The following is a 23,891-nucleotide window of genomic DNA, read 5'->3' on the forward strand; positions in this document are numbered from 1 at the left end:
GCCCTTCTCGCTGACGAGTGATTATTTATCCCCCAGCTTGACCAACGCTCGTGCAGCAGCTTGCTGTTCCGCTTCTTTTTTGGAGCGGCCAGAGCCGATGCCAAGCGAACGATTGTTCAAAAGCACCTCAGATACGAATTCTCGATTATGAGCTGGTCCTTTTTCTTCTACAATTCGGTAATGGATGTCTCCCAGATTGTCTTGTTGAACAAATTCCTGCAACTGGCTCTTGAAGTCGGTTACCTGGGCAAACTCTCCCTTGTCGATGCGCGGGTACACGTATTTTTCCATAAAGGAAAAGACTGCGTCCAACCCCTGGTCCAAGTAAAGCGCACCTACAAACGCCTCAAAAACGTCCGCTAGCAAGGCTGGTCGCTGACGTCCACCTGTCAGCTCTTCCCCTTTTCCCAGCAATACGAGATCGCCAAAATTCAACAGTTCAGCAAACTTGACAAGAGAAGGTTCACAGACAATGGCTGCACGCAGCTTCGTCATTTCCCCTTCGCTCATCTTCGGAAAAGTTTTATACAAAAACTGGGAGACGGTCAACTCCAGTACAGCATCCCCCAAAAACTCTAGCCGTTCATTGTCTGATATTCGTTTGCCGCGTTGCTCGTTCACGTAGGAAGAATGGGTGAATGCCTGCCGCAAAACGCTTTCATCGCGAAAGCGAAAGCCTATCGTTTCTTGCAGCTGTGCAAAATTCATCACCCTCACCACCATTCCAGGAGACTGCCTACTATTTCTATCAGTAGGGCTCATTTATGCTTCGTATCGCTTCAGGACAATCGTTGCGTTGTGACCGCCGAATCCAAATGTATTGGAAACAGCCACATTGACGGTCGCCTTGCGCGCATGGTTCGGAACATAGTCCAGATCACATTCTGGATCCGGGTTTTCCAAGTTGATTGTTGGAGGCAGTACTTGATCACGCAGCGCATAGGCCGTCGCGATTGCCTCGACTCCACCAGTAGCACCCAGCAAATGGCCTGTCATCGATTTGGTCGAGCTGACAGCCAATTTGTATGCGTGCTCGCCAAACACACGCTTGATCGCTTGTGTTTCTGCGATATCTCCTTGGTCAGTAGAAGTACCATGTGCATTAATATATTGGACTTCTGTTGGGTCAACGCCAGCGTCTTTCAGTGCGCTCGCCATGCAACGCGCTGCCCCTTCGCCACCAGGAGATGGAGAAGTAATATGGTGAGCATCTGCACTCATCCCGTAGCCAATGACTTCCGCGATGATCGTTGCTCCACGTTTTTTCGCATGCTCAAGCTCTTCCAGAATCAGAACACCAGCACCTTCGCCCATTACGAAGCCATCGCGATCTTGGTCAAACGGACGGCTCGCTTTTTGCGGCTCATCGTTTCTGGTGGACATCGCTTTTGCCGAGCAAAAGCCTGCAAATGCCATTGGACGCACCGTTGCTTCTGCTCCACCTGCGATCATGACATCTGCGTGATCGAACTGGATCAGACGCAGTGCATCACCGATCGCATTTGTACCTGTCGCACAAGCGGTAATCGCACTGGAAGTTGGTCCTTTTGCACCGTATTGAATAGATACTGCACCAGACGCCATGTTCGCAATCAGCATCGGTATGAAGAATGGACTCACACGACGCGGTCCTTTTTCCAACAAGACGGAATGCTGTTCTTCCCATGTAGTCAGACCACCGATTCCGGACCCGATGTATACACCCACTCGTTCCGCATTTTCTGGCGTGATCTCCAGTTTTGCATCTTCTACAGCCATTTTGGCAGCAGCTAATCCAAACTGAACGAATCGGTCTGTACGTCGGATATCTTTCTTGTCCATATACTGCTCAGGATCGAAGTTTTTCACTTCGCCTGCAATTTGTGTTGGATAATCTGAAGCGTCAAAGGCAGCCACACGGTCAATGCCTGATTTTCCTTCCAGCAAGCTGTTCCAGAAAGTCTGCGCGTCATTCCCTACTGGAGAAACGACACCAACGCCAGTAATCACCACTCTGCGTTTCATTGCAATCACCTCTATATGAAAGTCAGCAGTCAGCTTCTTACATTCACTGCATGCAAAACGTGTATTTATTTGAATTATGTACAGGTGGCTATTGAAGGAGAAGTCCCGTATGGTACGGGACTTCCAACAGATCAACCTACTTGTGAGATTCTATGTATTTAACAACCTCACCAACAGAAGTGATCTTTTCAGCATCTTCGTCGGAAATCTCTAAATCAAACTCATCTTCGAGTTCCATTACGAGTTCAACCACATCCAGGGAGTCAGCGCCCAGGTCTTCTTTGAAAGAAGCTTCCAAAGTAATTTTGGACTCATCTACACCCAGACGATCGACGATGATTTTCTTCACACGCTCCAAAGTATCTGCCATCTTGCTTCACCCCCTCTCCCGTATTATAGTGGATGAGCTTTCAAAAAACCAGTTTTCAGAAAACGCGCGATGGTTTTCTTCCTACATGTACATTCCGCCGTCTACGTGCAGGGTCTGCCCTGTCATGTAGTTGGCTGCGTCGGATGCCAGGAACAACACGACAGATGCGATATCATCTGTTTGTCCCAAGCGGGCAAGCGGAATTTGGCTTGTGAGTCCTGCTTTGACATCCTCCGGCAATACAGCAGTCATTTCTGTATCAATAAATCCTGGGGCAACAGCATTCACCGTGATATTGCGGCTTGCCAGCTCACGAGCTGCTGTCTTCGTCAAGCCAATAACCCCAGCTTTTGCAGCTACGTAGTTAGCTTGTCCTGCGTTCCCCAAAACACCTACCACAGAAGTGATGTTGATGATTTTGCCTGAACGCTGCTTCATCATTGGGCGGGTCGCTGCCTTTACGCAGTTGAATACCCCCTTCAGATTCGTCGCAATGACATCATCCCACTCGTCTTCTTTCATGCGCATGATCAAGTTGTCGCGAGTGATTCCCGCATTGTTCACGAGAATATCAATTGCACCAAAATGATCCAAAGCAGCTTTGAACATGTCGTTGACATCTTCTGTAGAAGAAACGTTCGCACGAATCATGATGGCATCGCGGCCCATTTCTTTAATAAGGGAAACCGTCTCACTCGCTGCCGCTTCACTACCTGCGTAATTGACAACTACATTCGCGCCAGCTTCTGCCAGCTTCAATGCAATTGCACGCCCAATACCACGGGAAGCCCCTGTGACCAGTGCTGTTTTTCCTGTTAACATAGTACCCCTCCGTTCAAAAGCTCAGTAAGCGAATCCATGTCCTGCACAGAGATAATCGTCGTATCCGCTGGTGCGATTTTCTTGATTAAACCGGCCAAAACTTTTCCTGGACCGATTTCCACAAAGGTTGTCACCCCTGCTTCGACCATCCATTGTACAGAATCCTCCCACAAAACTGGAGCGGAAACTTGTTGAACCAATTGATCTACTATGATGGTAGCCTCAGATACTGGTCTAGCCGTTACGTTTGCCACAACAGGCACGGTCGCTTCTTGTACCGTAACGCCAGCCAAGACAGCTTGCAGCTTCTCTGCTGCCGGCTGCATCAAGCTCGAGTGGAACGGACCGCTTACATTCAATGGAAGGACACGCTTTGCGCCCGCTTCCTTCGCTTTTTCACCGGCCAACTTCACACCTTCAGCAGAACCAGAGATGACAATTTGCCCTGGGCAGTTCATGTTCGCTAATTGAACAGGATGTCCAGCTGCTGTTACCTCTTCGCAAACCACATGCAGTGCCGCGCGATCCATGTTCAAGACAGCAGCCATAGCACCTTGTCCCGCTGGCACCGCTTCTTCCATGAACTGACCACGAGCTCGCACAGTTTTGACTGCATCTGCAAAGGACAAAGCCCCTGCCGCGACCAAAGCAGAATACTCACCCAAGCTATGACCTGCTACGAACGCAGGCTTATAGTCAGACAACTTTTCTTTCAATGCTGCGAAAACAGCGATGCTTGCTGTCAAAATAGCTGGCTGTGTGTTTGCTGTCAGCTTCAATTCCTCTTCTGGTCCTGCAAAACACAGTCCCGACAAGGAAAAGCCGAGTGCTTCATCAGCCTGCTCAAATATATGACGGGCCGCTTCCGATTGTTCGGAGAGAGCTTGCCCCATTCCTACAAATTGTGAACCTTGCCCCGGAAAAACAAAGGCTACTTTTCCCATTCCTACTTGCTCCCTTCTGCCGGAGTCGTGCACCACTTCAAGAGCGTCGCTCCCCAAGTCAAGCCGCCACCAAACCCAACCAGGATCAGGTTGTCGCCTTCTTTTACACGACCAGCCTTTACTGCTTCATCCAACGCTACAGGAATAGACGCAGAGGACATGTTTCCATAACGATCCAGGTTGATCGCTACTTTATCCTCAGACAAACCAAAGCGCTGTACGGCAGAGTCGATGATTCGTTTGTTTGCCTGATGCGGTACCAACAGGTCGATCTCATCCTTCGATACGCCCGCTTTGGACAAAACAGCCTCTGTTGCAGAATTCATGACGCGAACGGCGAATTTGAAAACTTCTCCGCCTGCCATGTAGAGATAATGCAGGCCTTGTTCGACAGACTCAGCAGATGCAGGCGTTCTGGAACCACCTGCTGGCAAGCACAAGAGGGACCCGCCTGATCCATCTGCACCGAGCTCAAAGGACTGGAAGCCGTATCCCTCGCTAACTTCACCGATAACAGCCGCACCTGCACCGTCTCCGAACAAGACGCATGTATTTCGATCTTTGTAATTCGTAATTTTGGACAAGGTCTCAACGCCTACGACCAATACTTTTTTATACAAACCGTTTTGGATGAACTGAGTCGCTGTTGTAATTCCGTACAAAAAGCCTGTGCAAGCCGCGGAAAGATCCATGGCAGCCGCACGTGTAGCACCCAGCTTTTCTTGCAGCAAGCAAGCAGTAGACGGGAACGACATGTCAGGCGTTACAGTTGCGACAATGATCATATCCAGCTGTTCCGCGCTGATGTTTGCTTTCTCGAGCGCTTCTTTGGCAGCCTCGTAAGCCAAGTCGGAGGAAGCTTGCTCCGGTGAGCTAATGCGACGCTCTCTGATTCCGGTACGGGAAACAATCCACTCATCAGAGGTTTCCACCATTTTCTCCAGATCAAAGTTCGTCAACACCCGCTCCGGGGTATAAGAGCCTGTAGACAAAATTCCTACTGAACGCTTTGTACTCATCTGCTTCACTCGCTTTCTCCCAAAGTATTTTTCTGTAATGATTGCTGGATAATCTCGTTCACGTCCTGCTGAATAAACCGCGTTGCACTGACAATCGCGTTTTTCATCGCACGCTCATTTGAGGAACCGTGGGCCTTGATCACAGGGGATTTCAATCCCAGCAAGGGAGCACCACCGTATTCCGCATAATCCATTTTCTTTTTAAAGCGTACCAATCCTGGTTTCAGAATGGCAGCTCCTAGCTTATTAATCAGGCTGGAAGTAAACTCCTGCTTTAACTGCGAAAAGATTGTGGAGGCAGCACCCTCTACGGCCTTTAACAAAACATTTCCAACAAAGCCGTCGCATACGAGCACATCACAGGCTCCTTGCATAACATCGCGTGCTTCCACATTTCCTACGAAGTTCAAGTCAGCTTCTTGAAGGAGAGGAAAAACGGCTTTCGTCAATTCATTCCCTTTTCCTTCTTCCGTTCCGACATTCAGCAAGCCTACTGTCGGCTGCTTGAAGCCCAACACTTTTTCAGCGTACAAGCTCCCCATCAGTGCGTACTGGACAAGCTGATGCGGCTTGGCATCCATATTGGCTCCGACGTCTAGCGTCAGTGTTACACGGCCTTTTGTATTCGGGATATAGGCACAAAGCGCCGGGCGCTCGATTCCATCCATGCGACCCGCGTACAGCAAGCCCGCTGTCATCAAAGCACCCGTATTCCCAGCCGAGATCATCGCGTCGACTTTTTTCTCGCGCGCCATCTCAACAGCTACGACCAGCGAAGAATTTTTCTTACGCCGAACTGCTCGAACCGGTTCATCATCTGGCAAAATCACTTCCGCTGCAGGAACAATTTCAATGTTTGCCGGAATATCCTGCGGCAAGTGGTTCCGAATAGCCTGTTCATCTCCCACCAATACAACTGTAATGGCCGGGTTTTCCTTGATGGCAGCAAGCGCCCCTAATACTGTACTCTTCGGTGCGTGATCGCCGCCCATCGCATCCACTGCAATTCGCAACCGTGACTCCTCCTTACTCCTCATCCATGCTGTTATGGTAGCTCGACATTTCAACTACACGGAAGGTTGCCGTAAAGACCAATTCACCCTGAACCTTCGTCTCTACACGCACCTTGCATTCGTCGCCGTTACGGCTCCTCACCACTGCTTTTGCAACCAGCTTTTCCCCTGCTCGTACAGGACGGACAAAGCGGATTCTCGCTGTAGCTGTCAACGCTACCTCTGCGTTGATTACGGCAACTGCCAATGAGTTGGCCTGAGCAAATATATAATGCCCTCGGGCAATTTGTGTTTTCGAAAAAACATGCTCTTCTTTAATTTCCAATACGGAAATGGCCTGTGAATCGAGCTGTAGATCAATAATCTCACCGATGATTTCATCGATGCCCAATGATTTTACAGGATCAAGACTTTTCTCTGCGACTGTCTTGATTCGTTCACGCAGCTCCGGTATGCCTAATTCCAGTCTGTCTAAGCGTATGGTTTGAATACTGACACGAAATAACTCAGCCAGATCTTCGTCCGTCGCAAATGGGTTATCCGCCAGATACTGCACTAAGCGGGACTGGCGATCTTTTTTTGGCAAGCGGGCGATGCTGAACACCCCCTTAAGCAGGATTCAGTTGTACTATGTATGATTGCGATCTGTTTTTAATACCTGGTACCAAAACACAGTATACGGGAGAAGATGTGGAATTACAAGTATCGATCACGAAATTAGGTAGCCATCCCTAACGGTAAATCAGACGAATGATCTCCTCAATCCCCGGTTCTTTCATCTGGATGTCCAAAGGCTCATCCCACCCCGCCACCTCGGCAAGGATTCGCGGCGAAGAAATTTTTCCTTTGTCGAAGTAAATCGAAAGCACATTTTCTGATAGCTCCATCCGCTCAATTCCCTCTAGCTCGTAAAGCTTTTCTGGCGGTTGTCGAAATTCGATTCGTATGAGGCTTGGCAGCCCTATCTGGTGTCGCAAATCAGCCAAGCTCGTATCCATCATCTTTTTGCCATGATTGATCACGATAATCCGGTTGCAGAGTTGTTCAATATCGTCCATATCATGAGTCGTCAAAAGAATCGTCTTCTTCTGGGTCTGATTCACTTCTTTCAAAAAAGCTCTGATGCGAGTCTTCGCGACCACATCCAACCCAATCGTAGGCTCGTCCAAAAACAGGACAGGTGGATCATGCAGTAGAGCTGCCGCCAAATCAGCTCTCATCCTTTGTCCTAACGACAATTTACGCACTGGCGTATCAAGGAATTCATGAAGGTCCAGCAGTTCCTGATACAACTCCATCGATCGCCGATACGCGCTGTCGTCAATTTTGTACATCGCTTGCAAAATTTCGAAGGAATCTCTGACTGGCAAATCCCACCAAAGCTGTGTTCGCTGCCCGAACACCACTCCGATCTGCGAGGCTACTTGAATTCTTTCCCGCTGCGGACTATATCCGCCTATCCGGATTTCCCCCTGGCTGGGATGAAGAATTCCCGCCAGCATTTTGATTGTCGTCGATTTACCTGCGCCATTCGGCCCGATATATCCCACGAACTCGCCTCTGTCAATGGAAAAGGAGATATCGTGGACGGCTTTGACTTCCCTTCGTTCACGAGAAAAGAGTGTTCGTAGAGAAGAAAAGCGCCCCTCCTTCGCTTGATTCAGGAAAAATGATTTTTCGATGTGCTCTGCTTCAATCATGTTACCCCTCCTTAGCTCCCTGTACTATGGTAGTGTCTAATCCCGACATTCCACAGCATACGAGCGAAATAAAAAGCACTCGCTGCAGCTACTGGGGTGAGTATCGGATAAAACCATTCGCCCCCTTTGCCCAACAGCGTCAACATTGGCAAATAATTCATATATGCAATCGGAATCGCTGAGAAAAAGAGCCATTTGAGCCAGTTTGGATATAGCCCGATCGGATAATTGGAAGCATTGGCTGGTGCATAAATGGTAAAGGTCAGCATGTCTTTCATCTGATGCGTCCAAAAGGCGACCCCAGCCGTAGCAAGACCAATGGAGAAATAGATCACTCCGCCAGACAAAATGGCAATTGGTGAGAATAGCACCAACCCCATGATCGATTGCCCTTCCGCCGCAAGACCCGACAAGGAGATGACCAAAACAGATACCCCTTGCACCAACCCTCCCACTCTCGACAAATCAAGATTACGTGTCAATAGCAGAAGCAAAGGTGAAACAGGCCGGATGAGCAATTGATCGAGCTCCCCTAGTACGATGTACTTCTCAAAGTCGTTAATTTCCGGAGCAAACAGTCGATACAAGGAGACAGATGCCGAGGAAATCCCGTAAAGCATCCCAACCTCGTAAATATTCCACCCGACCACATCGTGAAATCGGTACAAAATTGCAGAGAGAATAATAAAATCAAGCACCATAATCATTCCGGTCGTGGCAGCGCTCGTGACAAAATTTATCTTGTATTGCATTTGCGAGCGAATGCTGGCCGTAATCAGTTTGCGATAGAGGGCAAACATATGGTTATCCTCCTTGAATTTCTAGCTTTCTTCTTGCCATGTTCGTCACCAATAAAGCAACTACTGTTAAAGCGAGCGCCCATCCAGCTTGGACTAGCATGCCATAAGGAGGAGCAAGCTCTAGCAAGGTCATGACTGGATAATAAATCATCGCGGAAAAGGGCAAATAAGGCGCTACCTTTCCAAACATCCCGGGCATCAAGTCGATCGGAATCATTTGTCCACCTAACCCAAAGATCAGTGACAAAAGGATGAGATGTACCCAGCGAATTTCTGTCGTCCAGAAGGAAGAAATGCCAGCGAGATAAAAGAGTAACATGCCTACGTACGTTCCTAGCAGAAGCGAGAGGATAAACCAGAAGTAAGTGAACAGATGGGAGGGAAAAAAGAAGCCTACCGCTAATCCTAGCAGCAAGCCAATCGGAACACTTCGGTAACAAGCATTGTACAAAAGTCGTCCAAACTCCTGACTGAGCATGTACCAGAGATAATGAACAGGCTTGATCATATCCAGACTGACAGCCCCGCTCCTTACCGCTATTTGCACATTCAGACCTGGGGACAGAAAAGTTGTCATCCAGAGAACGCTTTGGCAAATCGCGATGTAATACCCCATTGTTTTGACATCATACGGGCCATATACTTGTTTTCCAGAAAGGACACCCGTCCAAATGGCAATAAAAACAAGCCCAAAAATCGAGCTTGCGACATTGTTGACGACATGCGATAAACGATACTGAAGATTTCGACGATAGCTCTTGCAAATAATCCGCCAATAGACCATAGAACCCTCCTCTTGGAAAAGTCAGGATTATCAGAATAGCAGGGGCAGTACATAAATGCAAGAAAAAAAGAAAGAGTCCTTCCCATTTGAAGGACTCTTTCTGATAAATCCATTTGCTGTCACGCTGGTCACCCATTCACGCCAGCCAAATGGAACTTATCCTCTTTTTTATGGATCAATAGCTTCATGTGGAAGCTACAATCACCTCTACATCGTTAGCGTGCAAAGCCTCAGCTATTTCCTTTTCAGGCAGCTTATCGGTCACGATAATATCGATCTGGTCAAAACCTGCAACGCGATACAACATGCTTTTTCCAAACTTGGTATGGTCAGTGAGTATGATCACTTGATCGGCGCGCTTGATCATTTCTTTGATCAGAAAGCCGTGATCCTCCTGCGTGGACATGAGCCCTTCCTTTGTAAGACCACATGCACCAACCAGCACTTTATCGACATGAAAATCAGCGAGGTTTTGAATTACGCGTGTACCGAGCACACATTGATCCTCTGCATGCACGTCTCCGCCCAAAAGCTTGACAAGAACGCCTTCTTTTCGGGACATACTGGCGGCAGTCGCTAATGAGTTCGTGATGATGACATGATCGCGGGTCTGCAACGATTCCACCGTGAGCTGAACAGTTGTAGACGCATCGAGCAGCATGTAATCGCCGTCTTTGATCAGACGGGCCGCCGCTGTCGCAATACTGCGCTTTCCTGTCAAATCAAGCTGCATTCGTTCCTGATGGGAGTAGTTCTTTTTGTTGAGGCTGGGCAGTACTGCTCCTCCCCTGGTCCGCAGGATTTGTCCCTGCTCCTCCAGCTTGACGATATCACGCCTCGCTGTGTCACGGGAAACCCCAAACTGCTCAACTACTTCTTGCACACTGATTCGCTGGTGCTCCTGCAGATACGCAAGAATTGCAGCCAACCTCTCCTCTTGAAACACGAAGCCTCAACCCCATCCTTATCTTGACTACATTATAAGTCATTTAAGTCATTTACACAAGTGATAATAAGCATTTGTAAGTAATGATAAGCAATAGGAAGGAACAAAAAAAGCAAGGCGATTTCTCACCTTGCTTTCTTAGCAGCGAATATTACTTCGCTACTTTCACGCCTTTGTAGTGACCGCAGCTTGGGCAAACACGATGCGCAAGCTTGTATTCGCTGCAATTATCGCATTTGATCATGCCTGGAATCTCTAATTTGAAGTGCGTACGACGCATTCTTTTACGGGTTTTGGAAGTTCTCCGTTGAGGTACTGCCATCTTCCTTACACCTCCTTCAACTGACAAATGCTAAGAAGCTCTATTGGGTGGACAGTATAGGCAAAATGCTTATGCCATCCTTCAAAAATGAGACGCTGCCACGAATGGTCGGCGAATCATCTTGAATACAGTAAGAATACTTATTTGCTGTCTTTGAAAAAGTCAGCCAACCCAGCCAAACGCGGGTCAACACGCTCATTCTTGCAGCTGCATGCCACTTCGTTACGGTTCACACCGCAAGTCGGGCACAGACCTTTGCAATCCTCCTCGCAAAGCGGGAAGGTCGGCATTGCCAGTAAGAAGTCCTCTTGCAACAGCGAGTCCAGCTCGATTTCATCGCCTTCCAAAGGAAGGATATCGCTGTCCTCGTCATCTTGCAGAATTGGATCATCCGCAAGCGCAAATGTCTCAGAGAAATCTACTGTTGCCTGATCGACAAAAGGATTCAAGCATCTCGCACAGACAAAATTCACGTCTGCCTTCATGCTTCCTTTTACGTAATAGAGATTGCCCAGCTGAACGGCTTCACCACTCGCAGTCACAGGACTAATCCCGCGAATCTCATGATGACGCTTCTTTAGCTCATCTGCTTCCAAGGTTACCTGGAATGGCAACGGCTCTCCTTTTCGGTGCTCTAACTCTGCTAACTTAATGTTCATAGCATTTTCACCTCATGCACAACAAAGATGATTATAGACCCTGCCCAAAGCTTTGTCAACCATTTTTGCTTGACAGCTAGTTTGCTCAGGTAGATTTCGGTTTTTGTCCATTCAAGTACGTAATCGCTTCTTCCACCGTCTTGACCGGAACCACTTTCATTGAAGTTCCAATCCGCTTGGCAGTCGCTAACGCCTCCTCGTAATTGGAAGTCGTATCTGGCGTATCCTGTGGAGCAAAGAAGATCTCTGCGCCCGCTTTGTCCGCTGCGATTACCTTTTGATTAATGCCACCGATCCTGCCTACTTTTCCGTCTAACGAAATCGTGCCTGTTCCTGCAATTTTATAGCCTTTTGTCAAATCCGTCTTCGTATTTAACTGGTCATAAATCTCCAGGGTCATCATTAACCCAGCAGAAGGACCACCAATCCCTTGAGAGGCAATGGTAACTTCTTTTGGAATGATGATTTCCTGTTTGTTGTCAGGGCGTACACCAATTCCAACTGACTTGGACTCAGGTAGTGGTTCCAAGGTTAACATCGTTTTGGCCTCTTGTCCATCTCTTGTGTACGTAATTTCGACTTGGTCGCCTGCTTTTTTTGCAGAGAGGGCTGTCAGCAAATCTTTTGCCTCAGATGTGCGAACCCCGTCTACAAACGTAATGACATCTCCGATTTGCAATGCTTTATGGGCAGGGAACCCTTCCAAGGTACCCATCACCCACACACCCTGCTTCTCGATTTTCACTTCGAAGCCGGCAAGACGGAATGCGACTGCCTCCGCAATTTTTTGTGAATTGTCCATGACCGCTTGTTCTCGACGGATAAAATCTTCGCTGTCTTCTCCCTTGCTGACAACCAACTCCTTGGGCAATAGCTCAACATCCTGCGCCATTTTTGCATACCAATACCACGGCAAATTCGCTTCGCCCATTCGAACCGTCGTGAGCATGAAGGAGCCGGTCTCGTCTTTCTTGCCGCCTTCCACTTGAATCATCGGCCCCAACTCAATCGCTGACCCCGGACGACTCACGTAATAATTCGTCGGTACAAAAAAGGAAATGCCCAACAAGACAAAGACCAAGGCAAGTATCCAGCTAAAGCCTCTGGTTCCTGTAGATCTGCGTCTGTTGGCATAAAGCTGTTCCTCACTCATTCTTGTGCCTCCCAATTTGCAATTAGTTCCTGTATGCGTTCGATATGTTCAGTACCCGCACGTTTGCCTAGCTCGATAATTTCTTCGACACCCGTGTACGCGATACTGCTATAGTGTCCAACATCAGGCCTGATTACGATGTCTGCCGCAATGATTCGATGTCGCAGAATTTCCCTTTCCATGACATCAATCGTTTGGGCGATCACATCAAAAATACTTTTGACTTCCATCCGAGTGTCGAATTGGGCGACATCTACCGCAATCACGATATCGGCACCCATTTCACGCAGCACCGTCACCGGCACGCGATCAATTACTCCTCCGTCGACCAAAAGCCGCCCCCCTACTTTTTCAGGGACGAAGATGCCTGGAATGGATATGCTCGCCCTCACCGCTTGATCAATCGGGCCTTCACGAAATACGACGCGCTCCCCTGATTCAATATCCGTCGCTACAATGGCAAGGGGCTTATTCAGCTCTTCCAAGCGCTTTCCGTGCGTTAACAGACGAATCAATTGTTTGATCTTTTCCCCCGTAACAAAGCCCATGCTGGGTACGGTCAAATCGAGCCAATGCTTGCGTTTTAAATTCAAGGCAAGCTTTCCCATCATGTGCGGTTCAATTCCGTTGGCATAGACAGCTCCAATCAAACTGCCCATACTGGAGCCAGCGAGCATGTCAATCTGAATACCATGTGCTTCTAGCGCATTCAATACACCAATATGCGCAAAACCGCGAGCGCCTCCTGAACCCAGGGCTACACCCACGATTGGTTTACGTCTTGTCTGCATGGAAAAACCCCTCCCTGTAACCAGCCTATGTGGTAAATCGCTGTTCCTTTCACACTTGGGAGATATTCGTCGACCAAGCTTACGCATAGTTCTCCCGCTTGCCACGTAGACATGTACTACTACTTTTCTTCGATTCAGGAGGAATCCATGTCACGCCACTCACCCGTACTTACATTGTTGCTCGCCATTTCGACAGTTTTCATTGTTATTTCGTTGATCGCATACTCACAGATTTCTTTTGAAGCTGCCGTACGCGGTCTGAAAATATGGTGGGAGGTAGTTTTTCCCTCTACTCTTCCCTTTATTGTGCTGTCTGAGGTGTTGATGGGTCTGGGCGTCGTTCATTTCGTCGGCGTGTTACTGGAGCCATTCATGCGCCCACTGTTTAACGTTCCGGGAACTGGCGGGTTCGTGCTGGCAATGGGCTTCTCGTCCGGCTATCCGGTAGCCGCAAAGCTGACAACACGCCTGCGTCTGCAAGGCAATGTGACGAAGGCTGAGGGGGAACGACTCGTCTCTTTTACAACGACGGGAGACCCTTTATTCGTCATGGGAGCAGTGGCAATCGGCTTTTTCCACAGTGAGCAAATGGGCATCATTCTAGCTCTGACTCATTATTTGTCAGCTGTACTCATGGGTGTGGTCTATCGTTTTCATGCGCCTTTTGCCATAACTTCAGCCCCATTGGAGAAAAATTCATTGCCTCTTCCTTTACGAGCCTTGCAAGCGATGCATCGGGCACGTGTCCGTGACGGACGTCCGTTCGGAAAATTAATGGGAGAAGCAGTGCAATCCGCTCTGAATACCTTGCTCATGATCGGTGGTTTCATCATTGTTTTTTCGGTATTAATCCAACTTTTCTCCACGATTCATCTGACACAAATCATCAGTACGCTTCTCTCGATTTTTCTCGGTCCCTTTGGTTTTCCGCCAGCCTTTTCCCAAGCAATTGTGGCAGGATTGTTCGAAGTAACCCTCGGCGCACAGGCAGCGAGCATTGTCCCTGATGAAGTTTCCCTGGTCTGGAAAGCAGCCATTGCCAGTGCGATATTGTCTTGGGGCGGTTTGAGTGTTCACGCGCAGGTCGCAAGTATCTTGAGTGAAACGGATATTCGTGTCGCCCCTTACTTGATTGCCAGATCCCTGCATGCTTTGCTAGCTGCGATTTTGACCTTCGTCTTTTGGGGGCCACTTGCCACAGTCAGCTCCTGGCTCGTGGAGCAAGCCGTCCCTGTATTTGTGCATGCGAAACCTGAGGTCCCTGCGACGAGTTGGTGGGAGACCTTGCTATTATCAGGGGGACTCGCCATCGGCGTTGGTGCAATTCTTTTGTGTACCAGCCTGGCTCTTTCGCGCATGAACCGCAGTAAGACGTGATAATCTACTCGGCCATTTTTCGCTTCAGTGCCTCTTCTACGATTGGCGGCACCAAATCTGCGACACTCGCCTTGTATTTCGCAACTTCCTTCACAATACTTGAACTCAAGTACGAATATTGATTGTTCGTCATCATGAAAAACGTTTCGATATTTTCATCGAGTTTTTTATTAATCGAGGCGACTTGCATCTCATATTCAAAATCAGAAACAGCACGAAGGCCACGAATGATCACCTGTGCGCCCTTTTTGTTCATATAGTCAATTAATAAGCCGTCAAATGAGTCCACTTCTACATTTTTCATGTCAGCCGTTACCTGACGAAGCAATTCGACACGCTCTTCTACGCTGAATAATGAGTTTTTCTTTGAATTGATCAAGACGGCGACAATGACCTTATCAAAAACGTTGGCACCCCGCGCAATAATGTCGAGATGCCCATAAGTAACAGGGTCGAAGCTTCCTGAACATACGGCGATTGCCATAGCGGGTTATCCTCCCTTGGTGTTCTTTACGCACCTTAATTTGAAAGTTAGGCTTGTGGTTCCAAATCGTAATAATAAACGGTAATGGCCGTATCCCCATACTTCGCTGCTCGATCCTTCACACAATAACCAATCGCATCCGGAAAGGAGTCTGCGATATCATGCTCAGCCACGATCCAAGCTCCGTCCGCCAACATTCCCAGCTCCTGTAACATCGCAATTTCTTCGACAATCTTTTGCTGGGCGTATGGCGGGTCCAAAAAGACAAGATCAAATTTTTGATGGCGGGTACTCAGTGTGCGAATGGCGCGCTCCGCATCCATGCGATATAGCTCGGCATAATCGTCCAGCCTGCAAGTGCTGACGTTTTGTTTTACCACGGCAAACGCTTTGGGATCTCGCTCCACAAAAACAGCTCGATCCACTCCCCTACTCAATGCCTCGATCCCGAGACCACCTGTTCCTGCGTATAGGTCCAATGCCCAACCACCATCGAAATAGGGGCCAATCATATTAAAAATCGATTCTTTGACTTTATCGGTTGTCGGTCTGGTTCCTTTGCCCGGGACTGCTGCCAACCGTCTTCCTCTGTGTTCTCCAGCGATGACTCGCATACTCATTTCACCTGTCTGCTTTCCTGATATGTATGTTTTAAGACGCGATTTTCTAAGACTGAGAATGATATCATACTATCACAACTGCATACACCCGTAAAATTAGCAACTGGAAAAATTTATGCGCAAGAAGGTATACAACCCCATACTATTGGAAAAGATGATGAATAGCGACGCAACGGTGTCGCTGACAACCGCGGAGAAGACTTACGTTTCCCCATAAGCTCTTCCTCCGGTTTCTCCTCTCCCATAATTGAAAGGCTGTTCACTTTGGCGCACGACGTGTCTGATAGGAGCATTTCGTGCCATCGCTCCCTTCATCGGGAGGAGTTGAACGGCTGCCCCTCGTCATTTGGCGATGGGGTATTTTTTTGTGTCCAGCGCATACTACATGTACCTGCAACACCCTCTACATGTAGATTGCCTGAAGGGAGTGAGTCAATCATGGCAGAAAAGCGACCGTCCGCACAAAAGCTGAAGGCGTCCAAAGCCCAGTCCATTGCAGACCGCACAGGCAAAGACGTCGAACTGGCGCGTGACATGCAATCGCGTGCAGATCAATCGGACATCGTCAAACATGGACAATAGTTGCATATGTAGCCAGCCGCATCGAATCGGCTGGCTTTTTACTTTTCCACCTTCAATTCCCTCGGCACTTCTTCTAAAGGGATACAGATACTATTCAAAATGACTGTGAAGGAGGTATCCGCATGCATACGGTGTGGAAGGGTTCAATCAGCTTCGGCCTCGTCAATATACCTGTTCGCATGTTTACTGCAACGGAAGAGCGCGATATTCGCTTTCGCCAACTGCATAAAGAGTGCAATACCCCGATCAAGTACACGAAAATGTGCCCGCACTGCCAGCGCGAGGTCGATACGAATGAAATCGTCCGTGGCTTCGAATACGAAAAAGGACATTTTGTCATGATCGACGATGATGATCTGGAAGCCATTACTCCAGAAACACGCAGAGCCATTGAAATTATCGACTTCGTAGACTTGTCGGAGATTGATCCTGTTTATTTTCACAAGAGCTATTTCCTATCTCCACAAGACACCGGCGAAAAAGCATACGCCTTGCTGCGATCGGCTATGGAACAAACAGGAAAGATCGGCGTTGCACAGGTGACGATGCGCAATCGGCAAAGCCTGGCCGTTATCCGACTGTATGAACATTGCATCATGCTGGAGACAATCTTCTATCCGGATGAGGTACGCCCCGTCAATCAAGTGCCTGCCTTGCCTGAGGCCAATGTAACGTTGGCCGAAAACGAACTGAAAATGGCAACTGAGCTCATTAGCAATATGACGCTCCCTTTTGATCCGGCAAAATATACGGATGAATATCGATCCGACCTGCAAAAACTGATTGAGAAAAAATTGGAGGGTCAGGAAATCGCCACTGCACCTACTGTGGCAAGAACCAATGTTATTGATCTCATGCAAGCCCTAAAAGAAAGCTTGGAGTCTACAGCCGGTCAAGCCGCAGTACCCATCAAAATCGAACCGGAACCGACTCCTTCAAAGCCTGCGCGAAAACGCACCACTGCTGCCTCCTCTTCCGAAAAAGAGCAAGCATCGAAAAAGCCGACCGCAGCCGATCCCAAAAAAACTACGACTACTTCTACAACCAAAACACTGCGCAAAAAGAAGGCTACCTCTGGTTAGCAGCACATAACAAAAAAAACCTGCCCACACTGGACAGGTTTTTTGTATTCCCATGATGGAATCTAACTAGGCGCCATTTTCCTGCACGGTTCAATATGGATATGAACGGCGTTAATGCGGTGAATCTTGCGCATCTGTTCTTCAATTTTTTCGGTGATGGTGTGGCTCTCCACCACATTCAGCCCTGGATCTACATGGATCACAACATCAACCAGCACGCTGCTTCCATGGTAGCGGGCTTTGATGTCACTGATATCCTTTACTCCTGAAATCGAGGAAATCGTTGCCCGCAGGTCCGCAAGCTCACTTTCGTCGAAGCCATCTGTTAAACGGTGGGTTGCTTCTCTGAAAATGTCCCACGCAGTCTTCAAGATAATGAGACCAACAACAAAAGCAGCTAATGGATCGAGCCAATGCAATTGAAACTGTGCGCCAGCTACCCCGATAAACGTCCCGATACTGACGAATGCATCTGAGCGGTTGTCAGCGGCCGCTGCATCCAGTGCTTGGCTGTTTGTTTTGATGGCGAGCTTTTTATTGTAGCGATAGACAAAAAGCATAATAACGGCAGTTGCAAGTGCTGTCCATCCTGCTAACAGGTCAGGAGCCGAATGTTGTGGATCAAACAAGGATGGTACGGCATTCGTAATGACCTGAACTCCGACAAATAGCATAATAAATGATGCGACAAGTGCTGAAATCGTCTCTGCCCGGAAATGGCCATACGGGTGATCTTTGTCAGGTGGTTTCCTTGCAATACGCAGCCCGATCAAAACAGCAATTGATGCGACCACATCTGTTGAGTTGTTAAGACCGTCGGCCATTAAAGCTTCCGACGCTGTGACATACGCAACTCCTATTTTTAATACAGAGCAGAAAATGTAGGCAAAAATACTCACCCACGCTCCACGTTCTCCTTGTTTTAGATCCGAATAAACATCCATACCTCATCACCTCAAAATACTTCTCCATCCTGCTTCGACAACGCGGAAAATCAAAGCGCTGGAAGCAGTTGCTTTTTTTCGAACTTCATCGTAACAGATAGGAATCATGTGGGTCTACAGAAACAGTTTTAGTCCGATTCATGAGAATAGGGGGGAGGAAAATGTGTTGCACACCTGCAATTTTTCACTAGAAAATTATCCTTGAAATTAACTTGACTTCCCGTTATCCTATTGTTGCAATCCAAAAATAAAAAAGCACGGGAGCTTGGAATTCACCAGGCTGAGAGGATGGTACTGTGCCATCGACCGTTGAACCTGAACTGGGTAATGCCAGCGGAGGAATGTCATATACGACACGAAAAGATACGTGTATTTTTAGGATACCCGTTTCTTCTCTACTCTCGCGTTGGCGTCGCATGTTGTTTATGCGGCGCTTTTTCGCGGGATGTTTCTTTCGCCTCCCTAAACGGTTCTCGCTTTCGTGCAACCAAAACAAGGAGGTTTTTCTTATGTCATTGGTGTCATCTTTTCCAGGTAGTCGCAAAGTATACGAGACAGGTAGTCGTGCGGACATCCGTGTCCCGATGCGCGAGATTTCTCTTCATCCTACCGAAGGATTGTCCGGCTCCACACCCAATCCTCCCATTCGCGTGTATGATACGAGTGGCGAGTATACTGCATCCGGTTATGTCCCTGACATTCAAGCAGGACTCCCCTCCATTCGCCACCAATGGATTGATGAGCGAAATGATGTGGAAACGTATGTCGGTCGCGAACCACAACTAGTCGACGACGGCATCCGAAACGAAGAGAAGGCTGTCACCCTCCCCACTTTCCCTCGAGAGGGCTACAAACCTAAACGGGCAAAGCCAGGCAAAAATGTTACCCAGCTTCATTATGCCCGAAAAAATATCATCACACCGGAAATGGAATACGTTGCCATTCGCGAGGGGGTCTCTCCTGAATTTGTACGGGCAGAAATCGCCGCTGGACGTGCGATCCTCCCTTCTAACATCAATCATCCTGAGAGCGAGCCGATGATCATTGGCCGCAACTTTCATGTCAAAATCAATGCCAACATCGGAACATCAGCCGTCAGCTCTTCCATGGAAGAAGAGGTCGAAAAAATGATTTGGTCTGTCCGTTGGGGTGCCGACACCATTATGGACCTCTCGACGGGAAAACATATACACACCACGCGGGAGTGGATTATCCGCAACAGTCCCGTTCCAGTTGGTACTGTCCCGATTTATCAAGCACTTGAAAAAGTAAATGGCAAAGCCGAGGATTTGACATGGGAGGTTTACCGAGACACCTTGATTGAGCAAGCGGAGCAAGGCGTCGATTACTTCACGATTCATGCTGGTGTTCTTTTGCGCTACATCCCCATGACAGCTAACCGCGTTACCGGTATCGTCTCTCGCGGCGGATCGATTTTGGCGGCATGGTGCCTAGCCCATCACGAGGAAAACTTTCTGTATACGCATTTCGCTGAAATTTGCGAAATTCTGAAGGCCTATGACATTTGTGTATCCCTTGGAGATGGACTACGTCCTGGCTCTATCGCGGATGCGAATGATGAGGCACAGTTCGCGGAGCTTGAAACATTGGGGGAACTCACAAAAATTGCGTGGGAACACGACGTACAAGTCATGATTGAAGGCCCCGGTCACGTCCCCATGCATCTCATTCGTGAAAATATGGATAAACAGTTATCCATTTGCCATGAGGCCCCTTTTTACACACTCGGGCCGCTCACGACAGACATTGCCCCCGGCTATGATCACATTACTTCAGCGATTGGCGCTGCCATGATTGGATGGTTCGGAACAGCGATGCTCTGCTATGTAACGCCCAAGGAACATCTCGGCCTTCCGAATAAAGAGGATGTCCGCAACGGTTTAATCGCATACAAAATCGCTGCGCATGCCGCTGATCTCGCAAAAGGACATCCGCGGGCAAAACAGCGAGACGATGCCTTATCCAAAGCTCGTTTTGATTTTCGCTGGAACGATCAATTCAATTTGTCGCTGGACCCGGAGCGCGCCCGCGAATATCACGATGAAACGTTGCCAGCAGAAGCCGCCAAATCTGCCCATTTTTGTTCCATGTGCGGTCCTAAATTTTGCAGCATGAAAATATCGCACGACATTCGTCACATCGCCAATGAACAAGGGGCTGCGCAAGATCCCGCCATTCTTGCAGGGATGCAGGAAAAATCGCGTGAGTTCCGCGAACAGGGAAGCCGTTTGTATCAGTCGTAATGAAGGGGGATTCATATGGAGGAAGCCAGTCGTTTACGCGAAAAGATCCTTCGACTAGAGGCTGAGCTAGAGCACTCTAAACAACAATTGCGACTCATTCAACAGGATTGCAGTCACGTCTATATCGAAACGCCACTTACGCGTACATGCTCCAAGTGCCTGCAATCCGAAAGCCTCTATTATTAATAGAAAAAGGTCGAAATCCTTTTGAAGGATCTCGACCTTTTTCTTGCTTATTTCGCCATTCCGACTTGCAACGGAAGTCCTTCTTTATAATAGAGAGTGGGCGATAACAGGATGAAGAAAATATGAACTTGCAAAAAGCCTTGCTTCTTCAAAATGCCGTGGACCGCGTTTGCAATCGCATCATGTTGCTTTTGTTCACGGGGAAACATCATGATCTCTACAGACAAAGGACTGTTCGTTAGTTGCTCCACCTGAAGCAGCTCCAATTTCACCTTTTCTTGAGCTACCTCAGCAATTTGGGAAAACTCTTCTATAAGAATCTGAGAAATGGGCTCTATGTCTTGCTTCGCAAAGCCTTTAAACCGAAGAAACGGCAAGTCAATTCCTTCTTTCGTAAATGAGTTCGCACAGTCATTATAAACAAGTCTCTATTTGTATATCAATGAAAAAAGGATTAAAGAAAGTGAACAACAAACATTCCCAACTGGGGCGAGAGGCGCAAAGAGGGCCATATCAGAGAGCAGCTCCCTTCCATGAGGTGTGGTGGACGTACCACGGAAGGAGGAAGCAGCTCAACCAGATACAGCCCAACCCGCTAACCCAGTTACTTTATACAGGTAGTATAGCTCGAATTTAATACTTAATCAATAAAAAAGTTTCGTAAAATTCTAACAGGAATGCATCCGCCAGCTCTACATACATAGGATGACAAACACAAAGAAGCAATATTAAAAACATCCCACTATTTATGGGATGTTTTTTGTTCTGTGTTGCACCAAGAGACTCTACTCCAATACACAGTAATCAACAGGTACATCAACAACTGCTTGAATACTCGGTTGCCGCAACGTATAGCCATCTGTCCATTCCGCGAATTGTACCTTAACCGTGACAGTTGGTCTTAACCACACAGCACCCTTGAACCTTGCTGGGGTATTTACAAATGGCATATCATTTTGTATCAAAGGCACAATCTTTTCCGTCAAGGCCATCCAGTCATTTCGAGTTAATTTGCCTGTTCCTGCGTGGCCTATATAAAATAAGCGCCCTTCCAGATCATACAGCCCTAACAAGAGGGAATTCACAACGTTATCACGCAGCGTAACTCCCCCAACGACAGCTATGGTGTCACGATAGTATTTTTTCTTTTGCCATTGCTTCTCTTTCCCACCAATGACATATTTGCTGTTAAGATTCTTCATAACTATGCCTTCCATACCGTGCTGCTTAATGATCTCATACATAGCATTTCCATTATCATGACCATCAACCAATTGTACATGGTCATTGGGAATAATGATTTCTTGTAATAAGTTGATACGTTCGCTCAATGTAAGATCGATTTTCCACTCATTATTTGTAAATATGACATCAAAGATCATATAAGTAATGGGGACAGCCTTCTGTGCCTGGCTGACTTTCTCCAATCGTCTAATCCCATCCCGCCGCATCACTTCATGAAATGAGGGTTTTCCGTCAGTTCCTAATGCAATCACTTCTCCATCTAAGATCACCGAGCGAGCATTGCAATATGTCTGTATGTGAGCTAACTCTGGGTATTGGTGGGTCCGCTCATTTATTCTCCGATTGTATAAACGAGTTCCCTTTCCATCAAAGTAAGTCAGGATTCGAACCCCATCCCATTTAACTTGGGCAATCCACTCGTCCCCTTGGGGTATATTCTCACAGCTAATTGGCTCCATAGGTATAATTGGATTCATCTTTCACCTCAGAAAAGGGGGCAAAATTCCTTAAGAATACTTAAGTTTTGAGAAACTTCCTTGCTTGAGTTTGTCCCAATTAAAGAAGAGTATTCTTGAAAATAATGCCACGCTCAGTCCCGCCCCCCGCGAGGGAACAATGTGGCTTGTGGCGGAACATCTGCTTCAATATTTAATACTGCAATTCAAGGAATTACCAAGGATATCATTCTGTTATACTTTTTTATTTCCATCTGTTATAGTAATATAAACCTCTATTTATTTGTATTATTGACGATTTTAACAACCTGTATTATATTTAAAACTACATTTGTATTACTCTAGGAGGAAGCATTGTATGTCTAACCATACATCGTTCAATGCATCACGAAATGACAGTGGCATTCACTATTACGAAACCTATGAAGAAAGCCTTACTCTTTGGCCAGTTACTTACGAAGCATTTTATGTAACTACCCGTTTCGGACAAACGCATATTATTGCAAGTGGACCAAAGGATGCACCACCACTCGTATTGCTACACGGAGCATTGTTTAGTTCCACCATGTGGTATCCAAATATTGCCGATTGGAGCCGCAAATACCGGACATATGCAATTGATATCATGGGCGATAAGAACAAAAGTATTCCTGAGGATTTAAACGGTACGAGAGCGGGTTATGCCGAATGGCTTCTCGATGTGTTTGACAATCTAGGTATCAAAAAGGCAAATATGGTTGGACTTTCGCTTGGTGGGCTTCATGTTATGAATTTTGTTTTACGTGCAGTCGAGAGAGTAGAAAAGGCAGTTTTACTTAGTCCTGCGGAAACATTCGTATCATTTCATCCAGATTTCTACAAATATGCACTTGGTCTTACTCTGCCTAACGGCGTTGAGAATTTTTTAAAGTGGATAATGGGCGATCGTTACGTGTTACACCCACATTTTGCAAGGCAGTTTCATGCTGGAGTGATGTGGGAGGATGAATTACGAAATCCACAACCTAAAGCTGATGGATTCCCGTATGTTTTCACTGACGATGAATTAAAATCAGTAAAAGTTCCGATTCTCTTATTGCTTAGCGAGCACGAAGTCATTTATGACCCACAATCCGCTTTCCATCGTGCTTCGACTTTTGTTCCCGGTATAGAAGCGGAAATCGTAAAAAATGCTGGCCACGTTTTGTCGATGGAACAGCCAGAATACGTTAATGGACGTGTATTGAGATTTTTAGATTAATGAAAGACAGAAAAAGTTGAATGCAAAGATGTATGAAGGCTGGCGCGCTTTCACGGAAAGAATCCAGCCCCTCGTCAGTGTGTTT

At 47.5% G+C, this 23,891-nt stretch carries 27 protein-coding genes and 1 riboswitch; of the genes, 6 read left to right on the forward strand and 21 right to left on the reverse strand.

Features of this window, described 5'->3' with window-relative positions; translation table 11 throughout:
- Positions 1-21 precede the first annotated feature (21 nt).
- From rnc to M3630_RS12535, 16 genes are all read right to left on the reverse strand, one after another.
- A complete protein-coding gene (rnc, locus tag M3630_RS12460) occupies positions 22-708 on the reverse strand; it encodes a ribonuclease III (RefSeq protein WP_026043146.1) in 687 nt (228 codons plus the stop codon).
- A gap of 54 nt (positions 709-762) precedes the next feature.
- The gene (fabF, locus tag M3630_RS12465) at positions 763-2,004 is read right to left on the reverse strand and encodes a beta-ketoacyl-ACP synthase II (protein ID WP_251252316.1); all 1,242 of its coding nucleotides are present in this window, start codon (positions 2,002-2,004) and stop codon (positions 763-765) included.
- A gap of 136 nt (positions 2,005-2,140) precedes the next feature.
- On the reverse strand, positions 2,141-2,374 hold the full coding sequence (gene acpP, locus M3630_RS12470) for an acyl carrier protein (protein ID WP_005834336.1): 234 nt from the start codon (positions 2,372-2,374) through the stop codon (positions 2,141-2,143).
- An 81-nt stretch (positions 2,375-2,455) separates the two neighbouring features.
- A complete protein-coding gene (gene fabG, locus M3630_RS12475; RefSeq protein ID WP_173608054.1) occupies positions 2,456-3,196 on the reverse strand; it encodes a 3-oxoacyl-[acyl-carrier-protein] reductase in 741 nt (246 codons plus the stop codon).
- Positions 3,190-4,140 (reverse strand): ACP S-malonyltransferase, encoded by a 951-nt coding sequence (fabD, locus tag M3630_RS12480; RefSeq protein WP_251252317.1) that lies wholly within the window; start codon positions 4,138-4,140, stop codon positions 3,190-3,192. Before fabD ends, fabG begins: the two co-directional genes overlap by 7 nt.
- Positions 4,141-4,142: 2 nt before the next feature.
- Entirely contained in the window at positions 4,143-5,159 is a 1,017-nt protein-coding gene (locus M3630_RS12485) for a beta-ketoacyl-ACP synthase III (protein ID WP_251252504.1), read from the reverse strand.
- A 5-nt stretch (positions 5,160-5,164) separates the two neighbouring features.
- Positions 5,165-6,172, reverse strand: a complete 1,008-nt coding sequence (gene plsX / locus M3630_RS12490) for a phosphate acyltransferase PlsX (RefSeq protein ID WP_173608056.1) — start codon at positions 6,170-6,172, stop codon at positions 5,165-5,167.
- 13 nt (positions 6,173-6,185) lie between these two features.
- Positions 6,186-6,776, reverse strand: coding sequence for a transcription factor FapR (gene fapR / locus M3630_RS12495; RefSeq protein WP_088908224.1), 591 nt, complete (start codon positions 6,774-6,776; stop codon positions 6,186-6,188).
- 127 nt (positions 6,777-6,903) lie between these two features.
- On the reverse strand, positions 6,904-7,872 hold the full coding sequence (locus M3630_RS12500; RefSeq protein ID WP_251252318.1) for an ABC transporter ATP-binding protein: 969 nt from the start codon (positions 7,870-7,872) through the stop codon (positions 6,904-6,906).
- A gap of 11 nt (positions 7,873-7,883) precedes the next feature.
- Entirely contained in the window at positions 7,884-8,672 is a 789-nt protein-coding gene (locus M3630_RS12505) for an ABC transporter permease (protein ID WP_251252319.1), read from the reverse strand.
- A 4-nt stretch (positions 8,673-8,676) separates the two neighbouring features.
- The gene (locus M3630_RS12510) at positions 8,677-9,456 is read right to left on the reverse strand and encodes an ABC transporter permease (protein ID WP_251252320.1); all 780 of its coding nucleotides are present in this window, start codon (positions 9,454-9,456) and stop codon (positions 8,677-8,679) included.
- A 184-nt stretch (positions 9,457-9,640) separates the two neighbouring features.
- Positions 9,641-10,402, reverse strand: a complete 762-nt coding sequence (locus M3630_RS12515) for a DeoR/GlpR family DNA-binding transcription regulator (protein WP_251252321.1) — start codon at positions 10,400-10,402, stop codon at positions 9,641-9,643.
- 151 nt (positions 10,403-10,553) lie between these two features.
- Positions 10,554-10,724, reverse strand: coding sequence for a 50S ribosomal protein L32 (gene rpmF, locus M3630_RS12520; protein ID WP_005834357.1), 171 nt, complete (start codon positions 10,722-10,724; stop codon positions 10,554-10,556).
- Between the two features lie 140 nt (positions 10,725-10,864).
- Complete coding sequence (locus M3630_RS12525) at positions 10,865-11,383, reverse strand: YceD family protein (RefSeq protein WP_221868388.1); 519 nt, start codon at positions 11,381-11,383, stop codon at positions 10,865-10,867.
- 85 nt (positions 11,384-11,468) lie between these two features.
- Entirely contained in the window at positions 11,469-12,536 is a 1,068-nt protein-coding gene (locus tag M3630_RS12530; RefSeq protein WP_251252322.1) for a SepM family pheromone-processing serine protease, read from the reverse strand.
- The gene (locus M3630_RS12535; RefSeq protein ID WP_251252323.1) at positions 12,533-13,327 is read right to left on the reverse strand and encodes a patatin-like phospholipase family protein; all 795 of its coding nucleotides are present in this window, start codon (positions 13,325-13,327) and stop codon (positions 12,533-12,535) included. The genes M3630_RS12530 and M3630_RS12535 overlap by 4 nt, the downstream gene beginning before the upstream one ends.
- 147 nt (positions 13,328-13,474) lie before the next feature.
- Between M3630_RS12535 and ylbJ the strand changes: the two genes are divergently transcribed.
- Positions 13,475-14,704, forward strand: coding sequence for a sporulation integral membrane protein YlbJ (gene ylbJ / locus M3630_RS12540; protein ID WP_251252324.1), 1,230 nt, complete (start codon positions 13,475-13,477; stop codon positions 14,702-14,704).
- 4 nt (positions 14,705-14,708) lie between these two features.
- Here ylbJ and coaD read toward each other — a convergent pair whose 3' ends face one another.
- Both coaD and rsmD read right to left on the reverse strand, forming a co-directional pair.
- Positions 14,709-15,188: a pantetheine-phosphate adenylyltransferase gene (gene coaD, locus M3630_RS12545; RefSeq protein WP_188068726.1), complete on the reverse strand. Its 480-nt coding sequence runs from the start codon at positions 15,186-15,188 to the stop codon at positions 14,709-14,711.
- 47 nt (positions 15,189-15,235) lie between these two features.
- On the reverse strand, positions 15,236-15,802 hold the full coding sequence (gene rsmD / locus M3630_RS12550; RefSeq protein WP_173608065.1) for a 16S rRNA (guanine(966)-N(2))-methyltransferase RsmD: 567 nt from the start codon (positions 15,800-15,802) through the stop codon (positions 15,236-15,238).
- Positions 15,803-16,246: 444 nt separating this feature from the next.
- On the opposite strand from rsmD, the gene M3630_RS12555 reads away from it, so the two are divergent.
- Positions 16,247-16,390 (forward strand): hypothetical protein, encoded by a 144-nt coding sequence (locus tag M3630_RS12555; RefSeq protein WP_016743266.1) that lies wholly within the window; start codon positions 16,247-16,249, stop codon positions 16,388-16,390.
- A gap of 122 nt (positions 16,391-16,512) precedes the next feature.
- A complete protein-coding gene (gene ku, locus M3630_RS12560; RefSeq protein WP_173608066.1) occupies positions 16,513-17,472 on the forward strand; it encodes a non-homologous end joining protein Ku in 960 nt (319 codons plus the stop codon).
- A 62-nt stretch (positions 17,473-17,534) separates the two neighbouring features.
- Here ku and M3630_RS12565 read toward each other — a convergent pair whose 3' ends face one another.
- A complete protein-coding gene (locus tag M3630_RS12565) occupies positions 17,535-18,416 on the reverse strand; it encodes a cation diffusion facilitator family transporter (RefSeq protein WP_221868391.1) in 882 nt (293 codons plus the stop codon).
- A 247-nt stretch (positions 18,417-18,663) separates the two neighbouring features.
- Positions 18,664-18,776: riboswitch (TPP riboswitch) on the forward strand.
- Between the two features lie 149 nt (positions 18,777-18,925).
- On the opposite strand from M3630_RS12565, the gene thiC reads away from it, so the two are divergent.
- Together thiC and M3630_RS12575 are read left to right on the forward strand one after the other, a co-directional pair.
- A complete protein-coding gene (gene thiC / locus M3630_RS12570; protein WP_251252325.1) occupies positions 18,926-20,680 on the forward strand; it encodes a phosphomethylpyrimidine synthase ThiC in 1,755 nt (584 codons plus the stop codon).
- Positions 20,681-20,695: 15 nt separating this feature from the next.
- Positions 20,696-20,866, forward strand: a complete 171-nt coding sequence (locus tag M3630_RS12575; protein ID WP_173608069.1) for a hypothetical protein — start codon at positions 20,696-20,698, stop codon at positions 20,864-20,866.
- 47 nt (positions 20,867-20,913) lie between these two features.
- On the opposite strand, the gene M3630_RS12580 is transcribed toward M3630_RS12575, so the two are convergent.
- Both M3630_RS12580 and M3630_RS12585 read right to left on the reverse strand, forming a co-directional pair.
- The gene (locus M3630_RS12580) at positions 20,914-21,243 is read right to left on the reverse strand and encodes a DUF1904 family protein (RefSeq protein ID WP_251252326.1); all 330 of its coding nucleotides are present in this window, start codon (positions 21,241-21,243) and stop codon (positions 20,914-20,916) included.
- 408 nt (positions 21,244-21,651) lie between these two features.
- A complete protein-coding gene (locus tag M3630_RS12585) occupies positions 21,652-22,587 on the reverse strand; it encodes an ATP-dependent DNA ligase (protein WP_251252327.1) in 936 nt (311 codons plus the stop codon).
- A 337-nt stretch (positions 22,588-22,924) separates the two neighbouring features.
- Between M3630_RS12585 and M3630_RS12590 the strand changes: the two genes are divergently transcribed.
- Positions 22,925-23,806, forward strand: coding sequence for a carboxylesterase (locus tag M3630_RS12590; protein ID WP_251252328.1), 882 nt, complete (start codon positions 22,925-22,927; stop codon positions 23,804-23,806).
- Positions 23,807-23,891: the final 85 nt, after the last annotated feature.

Origin of the sequence: Brevibacillus sp. MER 51, from assembly GCF_023714195.1 — a bacterium.
GTDB lineage: Bacteria > Bacillota > Bacilli > Brevibacillales > Brevibacillaceae > Brevibacillus.

Bases quoted from the DNA above. Each gene is read 5' to 3' on its own strand.
- M3630_RS12585 (WP_251252327.1), bottom strand. From the start codon at position 22,587: ATGAATCCAATTATACCTATGGAGCCAATTAGCTGTGAGAATATACCC.
- M3630_RS12565 (WP_221868391.1), bottom strand. From the start codon at position 18,416: ATGGATGTTTATTCGGATCTAAAACAAGGAGAACGTGGAGCGTGGGTG.
- coaD (WP_188068726.1), bottom strand. From the start codon at position 15,188: ATGGCAATCGCCGTATGTTCAGGAAGCTTCGACCCTGTTACTTATGGG.
- ku (WP_173608066.1), top strand. From the start codon at position 16,513: ATGCATACGGTGTGGAAGGGTTCAATCAGCTTCGGCCTCGTCAATATA.
- M3630_RS12590 (WP_251252328.1), top strand. From the start codon at position 22,925: ATGTCTAACCATACATCGTTCAATGCATCACGAAATGACAGTGGCATT.
- M3630_RS12505 (WP_251252319.1), bottom strand. From the start codon at position 8,672: ATGTTTGCCCTCTATCGCAAACTGATTACGGCCAGCATTCGCTCGCAA.
- M3630_RS12500 (WP_251252318.1), bottom strand. From the start codon at position 7,872: ATGATTGAAGCAGAGCACATCGAAAAATCATTTTTCCTGAATCAAGCG.
- M3630_RS12555 (WP_016743266.1), top strand. From the start codon at position 16,247: ATGGCAGAAAAGCGACCGTCCGCACAAAAGCTGAAGGCGTCCAAAGCC.
- M3630_RS12485 (WP_251252504.1), bottom strand. From the start codon at position 5,159: ATGAGTACAAAGCGTTCAGTAGGAATTTTGTCTACAGGCTCTTATACC.
- M3630_RS12525 (WP_221868388.1), bottom strand. From the start codon at position 11,383: ATGAACATTAAGTTAGCAGAGTTAGAGCACCGAAAAGGAGAGCCGTTG.
- M3630_RS12575 (WP_173608069.1), top strand. From the start codon at position 20,696: ATGGAGGAAGCCAGTCGTTTACGCGAAAAGATCCTTCGACTAGAGGCT.
- thiC (WP_251252325.1), top strand. From the start codon at position 18,926: ATGTCATTGGTGTCATCTTTTCCAGGTAGTCGCAAAGTATACGAGACA.
- ylbJ (WP_251252324.1), top strand. From the start codon at position 13,475: ATGTCACGCCACTCACCCGTACTTACATTGTTGCTCGCCATTTCGACA.
- M3630_RS12530 (WP_251252322.1), bottom strand. From the start codon at position 12,536: ATGAGTGAGGAACAGCTTTATGCCAACAGACGCAGATCTACAGGAACC.
- rsmD (WP_173608065.1), bottom strand. From the start codon at position 15,802: ATGCGAGTCATCGCTGGAGAACACAGAGGAAGACGGTTGGCAGCAGTC.
- fabF (WP_251252316.1), bottom strand. From the start codon at position 2,004: ATGAAACGCAGAGTGGTGATTACTGGCGTTGGTGTCGTTTCTCCAGTA.
- rpmF (WP_005834357.1), bottom strand. From the start codon at position 10,724: ATGGCAGTACCTCAACGGAGAACTTCCAAAACCCGTAAAAGAATGCGT.
- fabG (WP_173608054.1), bottom strand. From the start codon at position 3,196: ATGTTAACAGGAAAAACAGCACTGGTCACAGGGGCTTCCCGTGGTATT.
- rnc (WP_026043146.1), bottom strand. From the start codon at position 708: ATGAATTTTGCACAGCTGCAAGAAACGATAGGCTTTCGCTTTCGCGAT.
- fabD (WP_251252317.1), bottom strand. From the start codon at position 4,140: ATGGGAAAAGTAGCCTTTGTTTTTCCGGGGCAAGGTTCACAATTTGTA.
- M3630_RS12510 (WP_251252320.1), bottom strand. From the start codon at position 9,456: ATGGTCTATTGGCGGATTATTTGCAAGAGCTATCGTCGAAATCTTCAG.
- M3630_RS12535 (WP_251252323.1), bottom strand. From the start codon at position 13,327: ATGCAGACAAGACGTAAACCAATCGTGGGTGTAGCCCTGGGTTCAGGA.
- acpP (WP_005834336.1), bottom strand. From the start codon at position 2,374: ATGGCAGATACTTTGGAGCGTGTGAAGAAAATCATCGTCGATCGTCTG.